This window comes from Kitasatospora sp. NPDC036993 (assembly GCF_055607525.1).
The window spans coordinates 417,982-430,891 of record NZ_JBVJRP010000007.1 but is presented as its reverse complement, the minus strand read 5'-3'; the positions used below and the strand labels follow the sequence as shown (position 1 = coordinate 430,891).

The following is a 12,910-nucleotide window of genomic DNA, read 5'->3' as shown; positions in this document are numbered from 1 at the left end:
CGACCTGGCTTCCCGTCTCCACCACCATCCGGAAGGACCTCATCCGATCGTAGTCACGGGCACCCGAAACCCGCATGACGGCCGAGCCCCCACCTGCCCGGGGCTCGCGCTCAGCCCCCGGCGGTGAACCGACCGGCGCCGTCCCCCAGCAGCAGCCCCTCCGGCACCCTGCGCCCGTACGCGAGCAGCAGCAGGTGCTCCGCCCGCCCCCGCACCGTGAGCTGCCCCTCGCCGTACGACCAGCCGGTGTCCGTCGCCTCCAGCCGGACGCCGTCCAACCGGGCCCCGAAGAACCGCAGGCCACGTGGGGTGAGGCCGGCCAGCAGCGCACTCACCCGGTCCTGCGGGAGACGGGCGGGCAGGCCGAGCGCCACGGTGACGTCGAGGCCGTGGACGGCGTCGTGGGCGAGGGCCGCGATCCGGCCGCCGACGGGCGGGCGCCACGGGTGACCGGCATGGTCGGCCAGCGCGGCGACGAGTTCGCGTTCCGTCATGGCGGCGGCGTCGCGGCGGGCGATCCGGTCGGCCATGCGGTGGATGCTGCCGCCGGAGCGGGCGAGTTCGAGGACGGTGCGCGCCGTCGAGTGCCGGAAGCCGGTGCTCATGTGCGCGACCACCTCGCGGACCCGCCAGCCCCCGCACAGCGAGGGCGAGTTCCACTGCTCCGGGGTGAGGGCGGCGAACACGGCGGCGAGTTCGCGGCGCTCGGCCGCGACCTGCTCACGGATCCACTGGATCGGCCCGGTGTCCCGGCCCTGCGGCACGGCGTCCTGCGGCGTGATGTTCTGCGCCACGGCGTCCTGCGGCGCGGCGTTCTGTGGCACGTTCTCCATGCGTCCAGCCTGCGACCGGAACCGTACGCCCGTCCAAGACCGGAACGTTCTGCCGCCTATGATCAGCGGTTATGGAACTGCGGCAGCTCCGGTACTTCGTCACCGTCGCCCAGCACGGCAGCTTCACCCGGGCCGCGCAGCTGCTCCACCTGACCCAGCCCGGGGTGAGCTCCCAGATCCGGCAGCTGGAACGGGAGCTGGGCCACCGGCTGCTCGACCGCTCGGGCCGTACCGTGCGGCTCACCCCGGCCGGTGAGGCGGTGCTGCCGCACGCCAGGGCGGCACTCGCCGCCGAGGCCGAAGCCCGCCGCGCCGCGTGGGAGTTCGATGGACTGCGGCGCGGACACGTGCGGCTGGGCATGGTCGCCGGGGCGGCCCTGACCCCGCCGTCCGGACTTGGCACCTTCCCCGGGCTCGCCACCACGCTGGCCGCGTTCCGCCAGGAGCACCCCGGTATCGACTTCTCGCTCACCGAGGACACCACCGCACGGATGCTCGCCGCCCTGCGTGACGGCCGGCTGGACCTCGCCGTCGTCGGCCTGCCCGCCCCCGCGAACGGGCGGGAGAGCGACGACGGCGGGCCGGAGCTGACCGGGCTCGCCGTGCACACCGTGCTGGAGGTCCCGCTGGTCGCGGCCTGGGCCGAGGACCATCCGCTCACGGTTGCCTCGGCTGGCGGCTCGGGTGCTGCCCCGGCCTCCGGCCCCGGTTCCTCCCGGCGTCGTACCGAGCCCGGCCGGGGAGCGCTCCCGGTCGCGGCGCTCGCCGGGCACGCCCTGGTGAGCACCCCGCGCGGCACCGGGATGCGCACCGCGCTGGAGCGCGCCCTGGCCGAGGCCGGTGTCGACCCGGCGATCGGCGTCGAGGCGGCCGCGCCACCGCAGTTGGCCGAGCTGGCCGCCCACGGGCTCGGCGTGGCCGTCCTGCCCGACCCGGGCCAGGTGCCCGGCCTGCGCGTCCGTCCGCTCACCGAGCCCGTCCCCCGGGTCAGGATCGCGCTGGCCTGGCCGGCCGGGCAGCCCGCCGCACCGCCGACCGCCGCCCTGGTGGCCCACCTGCGGCGGGCCTATCCGGGGCCGGCGGACGCTCAGGAAGCGGCCGGCACCGCCGCCCCGTCGGCGATGTGCAGCACCGCGGCCGCCCCGTCGAGGACCTCCCGGTCGAGCGGGAAGTAACCCTGCCGCGACTCGGTCCCGGTGCGGGTACGGGATCTCTCCGGCAGCGCCGGGCTCGTCAACTCCCAGGCCGCACCCGATCCTTGCAGGTGCGCCTCGTACGTCCCCGGTGCGGGGTCGGCCAGCCCGAGTGCCTCGCTGCGTCCCAGGCTCCCGGCGACGAAGGCGTACCGCTCGCCCAGCAGCGAGCCGACGATGCGGCCCGCGCCGGTCCACCGGCAGTCCAGTTCGCCCAGCGCCCAGGTGCTCGGGGTCCGTCGAAGGTGCAGGTTGTGGGAGAAGACCAGGGTCGGTCCGCGCCGGGCCTCGATCTCCCGGATGTCGAGGAGGTTCTGCGCCATCAGCGCGTCCCGCACACCGAGCAGGGCGCCGAGCCGGGCACTCGGGGCGAGCCCCGGGACGGCCGACTGCGCGTGGTAGCGCAGCAGTCCGATCCCGGCCGCCAGTCGCGCGCGGGCCTCGAACCACTCGGCGGAGGAGGTCGAGGCGATCAACTCCGGTGCACGCATGTGGAGTCGGAGGAGGAGGTCGTCCGCGACGCAGCGCAGCCTCGCCGCCTCCGCGGAGCCACCCGGCGACTGGGCCGGGTCCGTCACCGCCTCCGTACGGCTCCAGCGCTCGTCCTCACCCGCCAGCGCGGCGAGGTCGACACCGAGGTCGAGCCCCAGGTAGTCGCGGGCCTGCTGGAGGTAAGGGCGCGGACTGGGGGCACTGGTGTTCTCGGTCGGGATGTCGAAGCCGTGGAATGTCAGCCGCTCGCCGGGCGGCCGTTCCCGGTTGAACTCCCGTATCCAGGCGACGAGTCGGCGGTTGGGCTCAAGCGCCCCGAAGTCGTGGGTGAAGCCCTCCGACATCACCGAGTCGAGGGTGCCGACGCCCTCCCGGACGTAGGCGTCCACGGCGAACGCGGCCACCCGGTCGGTCTCCAGCGCGACCGACCGGAAGCCCCGGTCGACCAGCCGGGCGAACAGCTCGTTGCGGACCCGCCCGAACGCCGGCTCCTGGTGCGTCGGTTCGCCGAGGCCCAGAAGCTCGCACGCCGGGGTGACGAAGTCATGCATGTCCTGGTTCATGGACCTCAAGCGTATCCTTGAGGGAACGGTTGAAACTTTTCGGACCACAGGCGCTCAGTTCCGGCGGAAAGTCTCAAACCGCCCTGTGCGGTCCGACGGCCGGGAACGACCGGACCACCCGGAGCGACCCGTCGGCCCGGAGCGACCGGTCGACCCGGGACGGGAGACGATCATGAGACCCGCCGACCTCGCGCGCGAACACGGCATCTCGACCCAGGCGATCCGCAACTACGAACGCGACGGCTTCCTCCCGCCCGCCGAACGCACACCCACCGGGTACCGCATCTACACCGGGCTGCACGCCTCCGCCCTGCGCGCCTACCTGGCCCTCGTCCCGGCGTACGGGCATCCGGCCGCGGGTTCGGTGATGACCGCCGTCCATAGCGACCGGCTCGGCGACGCTCTCGCCGAACTCGACCTGGGGCACTCCCAGTTGCTGCGTGACCGGGAGACCCTCAGCGCGGTCCGCGAGGCCGTCGGACACCTGGCCGACGGCGCCGCCGGAACGTCCCTTCCCGCACTGCCCGGCCCCCGCAGCGTCGGCGAGGTCGCGCACCGGCTCGGCGTCACCCCCGCGACCCTGCGCGCCTGGGAGGCCGCCGGCATCCTGACCCCCGCCCGGGACCGCGCCACCGGCCACCGCCGCTACCTCCCCGCCGACGTCCGGGACGCCGAACTCGCCCATCTGCTCCGCCGGGGCGGCTACCTGCTGGACCGCATCGCCACCGTGCTCCGGCAGATCCGCACGGCGGGCGGCACCGGCGAACTGTCCGCCGCCCTCGATAGCTGGCAGCAGCGCCTCACCAGCCGCGGCCTGGCGATGCTCACCGCCTCGGCCCGCCTCGACGACTACCTGTCGCTGCGCCCCGTGCCGCCCGGACGTCTTGACCTCAAGGCCACTTGAGGGCCCAGGATGATCCGCATGAACACCCGAGCCACAGCCGCCGAGCCCGCAGTCCCCGAGCCCACAGTCCCCGAACCCCCAGCGGCCGAGCCCACGGACGCCAGGAACACGCACACCGAGGACGCGGACATCGTGGCCATCGAACGCGTGGTGGCCGCCGTCGAACACGCCCAGCGCACCAAGGACCCGGACGCCTTCCTCGCCCTGTTTCACCCCGAGGCCGTCTGGACGACCGCCCACGGAAAGGTCCTCCTCGGCCTGGACGCGATCGCCGAGTTCACCCGCGCCGTGCTGCCCGCCGCGAACTGGGACGGCCAGGTCACCTACGAACCGGTGCACATCCGGTTCCTCCGCCCCGACGTGGCCGCCGTCAAGGTCCGGCAGGTCTACCACTCGCCGCAGGGCGGTTCGGAGGGCGCCCCGCTGTACGTCATGACCAGGCAGCGCGACGGACGGTGGCTGCTGCACGCCTGCCAGAACACCGGCGTACTCGCCGACTGACGGCTCGTCGCATATCTTCGGTCGGGCGCGCCGTCGGCAAGTGCGCCGGGCTGCTCCTGGTCAGGCCGTTCGGGACCGGCGAGCAGGATGGAGCGCTGCAACCGGCGCAGCATGGTGGACGGCCGGGCGGGCGCTCCGCTGCTCAGCGTCCGCGTGGGTCCGCCGGAAGGCCGGTGGAGCACCCGATGCCAATCCAAAACAGGACAGACGGTTTGTCACTACAAAACCGAACGCACTGTTTGTTATCGGGCGGAGCAGTCCCTTCCAGCCCGAGACCCGGACCTGCCGACCCGGCATCGAACGGCGCCCGACGACGCCGGCCTCAGGCCGGGCCGGCTCCGCCCGCGTCCGCTCCGGCCGCCTCACCCGCACCGGCCTCCACCGCCCCCGCGGCCCGGGCCGCCGCCAGTTCCGCGAGCACCCGGCCGCCCCGGTCCACCCCGAGGTCGAGCGTGGCCAGCACCCCGGGCACCGCGATACTCGGCATCAGGTGCTGGTACATCACGGCGATCCGACGCTCCAGATCCATCCGGCCGGACATCTTCTGGGACTGGATCTGCACGCCCGTCCAGGCCCCGGTGACCAGCCACGCCGTCTCGGCGGGCACCACGTGGGGCAGCAACTCCCCACACCGGCCCGCGGTTTCCAGCACGATCTCGGTCCGCTGGATCCAGCCGGGCGCCGCGCCACCGCTGAAGTCGCCGAACACGTCCTGGCCGAGGGAGAGCCGCGCGCCCGCACTCAGCACCGGGTCGCGCGGCATCAGATGGGCGACCGCCATCCCGAGGTCCACGAACTCCTGGAGCTTGCAGTGCCGTTCGGGGATCTCGTCGCGGCCGAACTGCTCGTCGACGATGCCCTGGGCGAGTTCCCGCTTGGACGCGAAGTGGAAGTACACCGCGCCGCGCGTCACTCCGGCCCTGGCCACCACCTCGCCGATCGTCGCCCCCTCGTACCCGTACTCGTCGAAGACCGACGCCGCCGCCTCCAGGATCAGCCGACGCGTCCGGACCGCCCGCTCCTGCCGCACCACCGCAACCACCCCACCCGAAACGCTCGGCAAACAAAACCAAACACCCCGTATCTTAACTGCCGAGTCCTGCCGGATCCCTGCATCCCGGGTCACATAAGGCCGTCCTCAGGCGCACCAAAATCGCATGGACGGTCCGAGTCGAACAGATGACCTATGCCGCCCCGACAGCCTCCCCATCCGGAACGACAGTCCTCACTTCAGGCCGCCGCACCAACGAATCGCCCTGCAATAGCCATGAACCTGCCAAGTGTGTTCGATGACATCCCGCCTGGTCACGATGGTTCACCCCGAAGAGACGGCCGCGCGGCGACGAGCGATGCCCACCCACCGTGCCCACCCGACCACGCCCGGCCGATGACGAACCTTTGTTCTGGCTCCTTGAAAACCAAACCGGTAGGTACGTATCTTACGAGCCCTGAGCAGCCCACCCCGCCCGTCACGGTCCTTCGGAGCGCTCCCCATGACCCTGCTTGCCTTCCGCACGCCTGCCCCCGTCCTCGCCACCGTCCTCGCCACCGGCACGGACTCCGGGACGATTCCCGGCCCGGCCGCGGCAGCGGCCCCGGCACCCCGCCTGACCAGCACCGTCGCCAAGGAGTACGTCCACCGGGCCTGCCACGCCGAGGTCTTCCTCACCGGCAGCGAGCAACTGACCGACAGCACCTTCGCGGTCACCGCGCAGTGGCCGCGGGCACACACCTTCTTCGGCACCCCGGACGGCACCCGGCACGACCCGATCCAAGCTGCTGAAACGATCCGCCAAGCCGGGCTCTACCTCGCCCACACCCGGTTCGGTGTACCGCTCGACCACAAGTTCATGATGTGGAACCTCGACTACACCACCCGGCCGCGCCAGCTGCTGATCGGCGCGGAGCCGACCGACCTCACGCTGGAGGTCCGGCTCAGCGCCGAGCCCCGCCGCACCCGCACCACGGTCGACTTCACCCTCGAAACCGTCGTCCGGCGCGGCCCCCACCTGGCCGGCACCGGGAACGCCCGCTTCACCACCGTCCCGGACTCCACCTACCAGCGGCTGCGCCGCGGACGCCACGAGACCGGCCACCCGGCGGCGCCCGAGGAGATCGGCGAGCCGCTGCCGCCGGCCAGGGTCGGCCGGCTCCGCCCGTGCGACGTCGTGCTCACCCCGGCCGACGCGCCGGGCGCCTGGCACCTCACCCCCGACTTCTGGCACCCGATCCTCTTCGACCACGCCAACGACCACATCCCCGGCATGGTCCTGCTGGAGGCGGCCCGCCAGGCGACCAACGCGCTGACCAGCCCGGTCGCCGTCATGCCGACCGCCGCGGCCACCACCTTCCACCGGTACGCCGAGCACGACGCGCCCACCGTCATCACGGCGCGGCACACCCCGGGCGAGGACCCGGACGCCCTCACCACCACCGTGACCGGCCATCAGCACGGCGAGCCGATCTTCACCACCGTCCTCACCGGCCACCCGGAGCACCGCTGACCCGACCGGCCCGCGCGACGCCGCCGCCGCACCGACCGGGCAGCCGGCACGGCCGGACGTTCCGCACGACCGCGGCAGCGCGCAGCAGCTCGTACACCCCGCGGTACGCCAGGACGGCCCGCTCTCGGGCGGGCGGTCCGCGTGCCGACGGACACCACCCGGCGGCGACCCCTCGCACCCACGGCTCGTGGGCCCGCCACGGCCGCAGACCGACCGCTCTCCCGGATTGGCTCCGGGGCGAACACCCGCGCGAGGATGTCAGCCCCTGGATCCGCTGCCAACAGGAGCACGCCGTGCGCGAAGCCGCTTCGCAGCAGAGCGAGTTGATCAGACTGACCGACCGCCCCGGCACCGACGACACCCCCGGCCGCGACGGGCGGACCGGTGGCCGGAGCGTCCGGGTGCGGGTACTCGGCCGGCACGCCCCCGGGTCCCTGCTCGGCCACGACTGGCTGGACTGCGAGATCACCGTCACCGCGGACTCGGTGCGCGGGCACTTCGTCACCCTGGTGACCGAACGCCATCTCGGGCAGTGGGAGACGGCCTTGGACCGGCTGGGGCGCGGATCCGCGGTCCGCTGGCTGGACGAGGAACACGGCCCCCAGCTGCGGATCGAACCCGGACGGCCCGGCGGGCTCCGGGTGACGGTCTCCGACGCGGAGGATTCGGGCGTCACGCTCCGGGTCGTACTCTCCTTCGCACCCGGCTGGCTGGACGAGCAGCGCACGCTGCTCACGCTCGTACGGGACGCCTACCCGTCCGAGGTGGTCGAGCTCTCCCCGGGCATCCACGCCTGGCGCGGAAAGCCGGTCGACGGGAGCTGATGCGCCGTCGGGTCTCCTGCTCCCGAGACCTCCCGACCCGCCGAGCGAGCGGTCGGCCAGGGCGAGGAGGAACCGCGGGAACGGGACGGTGACGGCACCACGCGGGACGAAGGCCGCGTCGAGCGCGCCGGCCGCGGTGGGCCCGAGGGGGCCATCGCGCCGAAGCATCCGCGGCGCGCAGCCGCCCGACGGCGGTGGCCGGTCCGGTGGACGACGGCGGCACCGTCAGCACCGCGACGGGGCCGGGCCGCCGGTCCGCCCGGTCCCGCCCCGGGTGGGGTGCATCGCGGCGGGGCGGGACCGCGCGCGAGGGTCCGGACAACGTGGTCCGGGTACGGACCGATGGCCCCAGAAGGTGCCCTGGCCGGGACCGTCCATCGGGTGCGGGCCGAGCCCGTAGTCGATGGTCTTCCTCGCCCACATCGAGGCCACCATCTGCCCGACCCCGCCGACCGGCTCGGGAGTGTCGCGGACGAACGAATGACGGATGGGCTGGGCCTCACCGCTCGCCATCCGCGCACCGGTGGGCTGCTGTCCGCCGCGCGGACCGGATAATGGCGGCATGATCGACAAGCAGCTCAGCGTCGTGCTCGCCGAGGACTCGGTGATCCTCAGGGACGGCATGGTCGAACTCCTCACCGCCCGTGGGTGCGCGGTGGTCGCCACCGCCGGGACGGCGCCCGAGCTGGTCGCCGCCGTGACCGAACACCGGCCCGACGTGGCCGTGGTGGACATCCGGATGCCGCCCACCCACACCGACGAGGGCATCCGGGCCGCGATCGAGATCCGGGCCGTGCTGCCCGAGGTCGGCATCCTGGTCTTCTCCCAGCACGTCGAAACCGCCTGGGCGGCCCGGCTGCTGGCCGACGGCGCCGCCGGCATCGGCTACCTGCTCAAGGAGCGGGTGGCCCGCACCTCCGAGTTCGTGGACGCCCTGCACCGGGTCGCCGCGGGCGGCACGGCCCTCGACCCGGAGATCGTCAACGGGTTGCTGCACGGCGGGCGGCGCGGCCGGGTGGACGCGCTGACCCCGCGCGAGCGGGAGGTGCTGGGAGTTGATGGCGCAGGGCCCCTCCAGCCGCTCGATCGCCTCGCTCCTGACGGTGTCGGAGCGGGCGGTGGAGAAGCACGTGGCGGCGGTGTTCGGCAAGTTCGACCTGCCCGCGACCGACGCCGACAACCGGCGGGTCAAGGCCGTGCTCGCCTACCTCGCGGAGAGCGGCGCCTCCTGGGCCGAAGCCTCGACGGCGTCGGCCGTGACCGCCCGCCATCGGCAGGCTGACTGACCGCCCGTCGAAGCCGAGTGCCCCTCACAACCGGCTGGGCAGCTCCGCGCTGACCACCGTCGGCCCGCCGGGCGGACTGTCCACCCACAGCACCCCGTCCACCGCCGCGAGCCGCTCGGCCAGGCCCGCCAGCCCGGTGCCCGCACCGATCGCGGCACCGCCGTGCCCGTCGTCGCGCACCGTCAGCCGGACCCTCCCGTCGGCCACGCTCGCGCTCAGCTCCGCCGACCGAGCGCCGCTGTGCTTGGCCACGTTGGTCAGCAGCTCGGCCGCGCAGAAGTAGACGGCCCGTTCGATCACCTCCTCCGGGCGCTCCCGCAGGTCCAGCCGTACGTCGACCGGTACCGGGGAGGTGGCGGTCAGCCCCGGCAGCGCCTGGGCCAACCCGCCGTCCAGCGCCACCGGGTGGATGCCCTTGGTCAGCCGGCTCAGACCGGTGACGGTGTCCTCGGTCTGGGCGCGGGCCCGGTCGACCAGGGCGCGCAGCCGCCGTAGGTCGGGCCCACCCGGACCTGTCTGCCCGGCCTCGCGCGCCGGATCACGGCCGGCCGCACCGCCGTGGACGGCGCCTTCGTGGACCGCGCCCCCGCGACGCGCGCCCCCGTGACCCGCGCCGTCCGCTGCCGACGTATCCTCTGCCGGCACGCTCTCGGCCAGCACGTCGTCGGCCAGCGACAGCGTGATGGCGAGCGCGATCAGCTGCGCCTGGGTGCCGTCGTGCAGGTCGCGTTCCAGGCGCCGCAGCCGATCGGTGTTCTCGGCCAGCAAGATGGCCCGGGCGTGCTCCAGCTGGCGCACCCGCTGCTGCGAGCGCGCCGGGCCGAGCAGCGTACGGGCCAGCGCGCGGTTCGCTCCCCCGAGCGCACGCAGCGCCGCGGGTACGGCGACCAGCACCACGAGGCCGATCGGGATCGCGCCCAGGTCCAGCAGACCGATCGACCTCGGTCCCGGCTCCATCATCCGTGCCCAGAGCGGGAAGCCCACCAGCCAGACGCCGCCGAGCGGCAGGGCGACCACGGCCAGGAAGCCGAGGACTCCGAGTGGCAGCCGCAGGAGGAGGTAGACCAGTGCCCGCCAGGCGACCGGATCGGTCAGCACCGCCCGGCCCCGGGCGAAGAGCCCGGACGGACGCGGCAGCGGCGGCGGTGCGGGCACCTCCTCCCCGAGCAGCCGCCCCACCAGCCACCGGTGCAGCCCACCGAGCCTCCTCGCCCCGGCCAGCGCTGCCACCACGAACGGCAGGCCCAGCACGGTGAGCGAGAGTAGCGCCCCCGCGTAGAGGACGGCGACGGCGTACACCCCGCCGAGCATCCCGAGTGGCAACCCGAGCACCGCAAAGGCCAGTTCACCACCGGGCACCGACCGGTACCGCCGCCGCTCAACCACCGTCCACCTCACCACTCATCTGCCGACCGGCTCCCAGCATCCACCAGACACCGCCGGAACCCGCAGGACCTCCGGGCTCCCCGGAGTCGCGGCGCCCGGCTCCCTCCCCGCTCTCTCCGCCCTGACCGCTCTGACCGCCCTGACCACCCTGACCACCCTGACCACCCATCAGCGGACCGATCCGCCCGGTCCCGGGCGCTCCCGTCGTCGACCGCCTCGTCCCGTTCCTCTCGCCCTCGTCCTGTTCCTCTCACCCTCGCGCCCCGCCCACCGACTCCACCGCCGCACCCACTCGCCAGTATTTGACGGAACGTCATATTCCCTGTCGCGCAAAGGTTTTCCCAATCGTTCATACGGACTTCCGGAACCTCGGCACGGTGAACCGGCGTTGATACGGCGGGAGGGATAGAGACATGACAAGGAAGCCATACCGACTGGCCGCCACCGCACTCGCGGCACTCCTCGCGGCCCCGTTGTTCACCGCGTGCAAGAACACCGACCAGGCCATCGACTGCGGAAAGTGGGCGATCACGCTCACCGGCGATGTCCAGGACCTCGCCGACTCGGCGGTCAACGTCGGTCAGCTGACCGACGAGAGCCGCCGCAAACAGACCATCGCGGCCCTGCACAAGGTCGTCGAGGACGCCAAGAAGATCCGCCACACCGGCGGGGACCAGACCTCCGAGGCCACCGACAGGCTCTCCAAGGCCGTCGACAACGCCATCGACAGCGTCTCCAAGGGCAAGGACACCAACCTCAAGCCGATCACCGACGCCGCCGCCGACGTCGGCAAGGCCTGCGCCGGATCCTGACGGCCCGGCACCGCGCCCGCTACTCCGCTCGCCCCGACTCCACCGCTCCCGGCCCGGCACCGACCCGGCCGGGAGCACAACCACCGCCCCGGGCCGCGGCCTGTCGCCACCGCCCCGGCCCCGCCGGACGGTAGGAATGGCACCGGACCGAACCGCACCCCGGAGGCACCGGTGAACCACCCGATCCTCGACCAGATCCAGGGCCTGCGCGCCGAGCTGGCACCCGGCGACACCGCGCCGGCGCTGGTCACCGCACTCGCCGACGGCACCGCGCCACGCTCCGCGACGGCCGAGCTGGCCGCCCAGCAGCAACGGATCATCCGCTCCGACCGCCGCAGTCTGCTGCTGCTCGCCGCCCGCTGCGCGGACCGGCCGGTCGGCGCCTGGTTCGCCGCCCTGGCCGACGGCGAGAGCGCCGCGCTGCGCACCCTGCCCGCGCTCGGCGCCGCCGTCGGCCTCGACCCGGGCGCGCTGGAATCCCGCCGGCCACTGCCCGGGTGCCAGGCCTACCCGCACTTCCTCGCCTGGCTCGCCCTGAACGGCGAGCCCGACGCCGTGGCCGTCGCCCTGGTCACCAACTTCACCGCATGGGGCGGCTACTGTGCCGCCATCGCGCACGCGCTGCGCCACCGGTACGGCCTCTCCGACGAGGCCTGCGCGTTCTTCGACTTCTTCGCCCAGCCCCCGGCCGAGCTGGAGCAGCAGGCGGCCGACGCGCTGGGACCGGACCGGCTGGACGAGTCGACCCTGGCCACCGCACGCGAGTACGGGCTGCTGCTCCAGGCCTACGAGCACCTGTTCTGGGACACCCTGGGCGTCATCGACGCCTGAGACCGGCAACCCCGGCGCTTCAGACCCCGGGCCGGGCCCCGCGCCGCCCGGCACCACTGGGCCCCTTAGGTCCCGGGCCCCGAGGCCGACGACTCAGGCCTGCCAGTGCGGCTTGCCGCTGACCATCCGGCAGTAGATCACCCGGCCACCGGCCTCGTGGGTGCTCTTGCCCAGGTCCGCGTTGCGGCAGAACTGCCCCGCCTCGTAGCAGTTGCCCGCGTTCGAGCGGATCTCGCATCCGGCGCCGGCCGCCGCGGGGGGCTCCGGGTCGGTCGGCGGCTGGGCGGTGGTCACCTTCGGCTGCGGCGCCTTGGTGGCGGGCGGCTGCGGGTGACTGGTGGGCTGGGCCGGAGGTGCGACGGGCGGGGGCGTGACGACCGGCGCCGCGGGCGGAGGCGTGACCACCGGCGCCGCGGGCGCCGGAGCGGCCGGCGGGGTGCTGACCGGGGCCGGCGCGGCGGGCGTCGCCGGGGGCGCGGTGGCCGCGACCGACGCCGAGGTGGCGGCACCGGTCGGCGTGGCCGAGGCCGTGGCACCGCCGTCGGCCGCCGACGGGTCGCACCCGGTCAGGGCCAGGCCGACGGTGAGGACGAGTCCGGCGAATCCGGCCAGGCCGGCCCGACGGCGACCGGGTATCCGTGAAGGCATGGGAGGAGAACGCTCCGTTCCGTTTGGATGAGTCGTGCGATTCAAACAGGAATCGCATACGCACCGTCCACCGAACCCCCACTCGTTTGCAGATCGAGATCTTCCGGCCACCGGGCGCCGCCCTCGCCGACCG

General features: G+C 73.8%; 12 protein-coding genes and 1 pseudogene. 8 read left to right on the top strand and 5 right to left on the bottom strand.

Annotated features, from left to right (window positions below):
• Positions 1 to 110: 110 nt before the first annotated feature.
• On the bottom strand, positions 111 to 833 hold the full coding sequence (locus ACZ7C5_RS18110) for a maleylpyruvate isomerase family mycothiol-dependent enzyme (RefSeq protein ID WP_401084456.1): 723 nt from the start codon (positions 831 to 833) through the stop codon (positions 111 to 113).
• 71 nt (positions 834 to 904) lie between these two features.
• Here ACZ7C5_RS18110 and ACZ7C5_RS18105 point away from each other — a divergent pair, with 71 nt between their 5' ends.
• On the top strand, positions 905 to 2,008 hold the full coding sequence (locus ACZ7C5_RS18105; protein ID WP_401084453.1) for a LysR family transcriptional regulator: 1,104 nt from the start codon (positions 905 to 907) through the stop codon (positions 2,006 to 2,008).
• Here the strand turns inward: ACZ7C5_RS18105 and ACZ7C5_RS18100 are convergent.
• Complete coding sequence (locus tag ACZ7C5_RS18100; protein WP_470322930.1) at positions 1,921 to 3,081, bottom strand: erythromycin esterase family protein; 1,161 nt, start codon at positions 3,079 to 3,081, stop codon at positions 1,921 to 1,923. The genes ACZ7C5_RS18105 and ACZ7C5_RS18100 overlap by 88 nt on opposite strands.
• 172 nt (positions 3,082 to 3,253) lie before the next feature.
• On the opposite strand from ACZ7C5_RS18100, the gene ACZ7C5_RS18095 reads away from it, so the two are divergent.
• Both ACZ7C5_RS18095 and ACZ7C5_RS18090 read left to right on the top strand, forming a co-directional pair.
• Entirely contained in the window at positions 3,254 to 3,985 is a 732-nt protein-coding gene (locus tag ACZ7C5_RS18095; protein WP_470322929.1) for a TioE family transcriptional regulator, read from the top strand.
• A gap of 18 nt (positions 3,986 to 4,003) precedes the next feature.
• The gene (locus ACZ7C5_RS18090; protein WP_470322928.1) at positions 4,004 to 4,486 is read left to right on the top strand and encodes an SgcJ/EcaC family oxidoreductase; all 483 of its coding nucleotides are present in this window, start codon (positions 4,004 to 4,006) and stop codon (positions 4,484 to 4,486) included.
• 322 nt (positions 4,487 to 4,808) lie between these two features.
• Here ACZ7C5_RS18090 and ACZ7C5_RS18085 read toward each other — a convergent pair whose 3' ends face one another.
• Positions 4,809 to 5,519: a ScbR family autoregulator-binding transcription factor gene (locus ACZ7C5_RS18085; protein ID WP_401084442.1), complete on the bottom strand. Its 711-nt coding sequence runs from the start codon at positions 5,517 to 5,519 to the stop codon at positions 4,809 to 4,811.
• Between the two features lie 460 nt (positions 5,520 to 5,979).
• On the opposite strand from ACZ7C5_RS18085, the gene ACZ7C5_RS18080 reads away from it, so the two are divergent.
• The 3 genes and pseudogenes from ACZ7C5_RS18080 (at position 5,980) to ACZ7C5_RS18070 (ending at position 9,100) form a co-directional block, all read left to right on the top strand.
• On the top strand, positions 5,980 to 6,990 hold the full coding sequence (locus ACZ7C5_RS18080; RefSeq protein ID WP_470322927.1) for a ScbA/BarX family gamma-butyrolactone biosynthesis protein: 1,011 nt from the start codon (positions 5,980 to 5,982) through the stop codon (positions 6,988 to 6,990).
• 293 nt (positions 6,991 to 7,283) lie between these two features.
• Positions 7,284 to 7,814 (top strand): DUF5959 family protein, encoded by a 531-nt coding sequence (locus ACZ7C5_RS18075; RefSeq protein ID WP_401084437.1) that lies wholly within the window; start codon positions 7,284 to 7,286, stop codon positions 7,812 to 7,814.
• 562 nt (positions 7,815 to 8,376) lie between these two features.
• Positions 8,377 to 9,100 (top strand): annotated as a pseudogene (locus ACZ7C5_RS18070) (response regulator).
• Between the two features lie 24 nt (positions 9,101 to 9,124).
• Here ACZ7C5_RS18070 and ACZ7C5_RS18065 read toward each other — a convergent pair.
• Positions 9,125 to 10,486 (bottom strand): sensor histidine kinase, encoded by a 1,362-nt coding sequence (locus ACZ7C5_RS18065; RefSeq protein WP_470322926.1) that lies wholly within the window; start codon positions 10,484 to 10,486, stop codon positions 9,125 to 9,127.
• Positions 10,487 to 10,899: 413 nt separating this feature from the next.
• On the opposite strand from ACZ7C5_RS18065, the gene ACZ7C5_RS18060 reads away from it, so the two are divergent.
• A complete protein-coding gene (locus ACZ7C5_RS18060; RefSeq protein ID WP_401084432.1) occupies positions 10,900 to 11,298 on the top strand; it encodes a hypothetical protein in 399 nt (132 codons plus the stop codon).
• Between the two features lie 171 nt (positions 11,299 to 11,469).
• Positions 11,470 to 12,129 (top strand): thiaminase II/PqqC family protein, encoded by a 660-nt coding sequence (locus ACZ7C5_RS18055; protein WP_470322925.1) that lies wholly within the window; start codon positions 11,470 to 11,472, stop codon positions 12,127 to 12,129.
• Positions 12,130 to 12,222: 93 nt separating this feature from the next.
• Here ACZ7C5_RS18055 and ACZ7C5_RS18050 read toward each other — a convergent pair whose 3' ends face one another.
• Positions 12,223 to 12,777, bottom strand: a complete 555-nt coding sequence (locus ACZ7C5_RS18050) for a hypothetical protein (protein ID WP_470322924.1) — start codon at positions 12,775 to 12,777, stop codon at positions 12,223 to 12,225.
• Positions 12,778 to 12,910: the final 133 nt, after the last annotated feature.

Bases quoted from the DNA above. Each gene is read 5' to 3' on its own strand.
- ACZ7C5_RS18080 (WP_470322927.1), top strand. From the start codon at position 5,980: ATGACCCTGCTTGCCTTCCGCACGCCTGCCCCCGTCCTCGCCACCGTC.
- ACZ7C5_RS18060 (WP_401084432.1), top strand. From the start codon at position 10,900: ATGACAAGGAAGCCATACCGACTGGCCGCCACCGCACTCGCGGCACTC.
- ACZ7C5_RS18090 (WP_470322928.1), top strand. From the start codon at position 4,004: ATGAACACCCGAGCCACAGCCGCCGAGCCCGCAGTCCCCGAGCCCACA.
- ACZ7C5_RS18105 (WP_401084453.1), top strand. From the start codon at position 905: ATGGAACTGCGGCAGCTCCGGTACTTCGTCACCGTCGCCCAGCACGGC.
- ACZ7C5_RS18095 (WP_470322929.1), top strand. From the start codon at position 3,254: ATGAGACCCGCCGACCTCGCGCGCGAACACGGCATCTCGACCCAGGCG.
- ACZ7C5_RS18100 (WP_470322930.1), bottom strand. From the start codon at position 3,081: ATGAACCAGGACATGCATGACTTCGTCACCCCGGCGTGCGAGCTTCTG.
- ACZ7C5_RS18050 (WP_470322924.1), bottom strand. From the start codon at position 12,777: ATGCCTTCACGGATACCCGGTCGCCGTCGGGCCGGCCTGGCCGGATTC.
- ACZ7C5_RS18110 (WP_401084456.1), bottom strand. From the start codon at position 833: ATGGAGAACGTGCCACAGAACGCCGCGCCGCAGGACGCCGTGGCGCAG.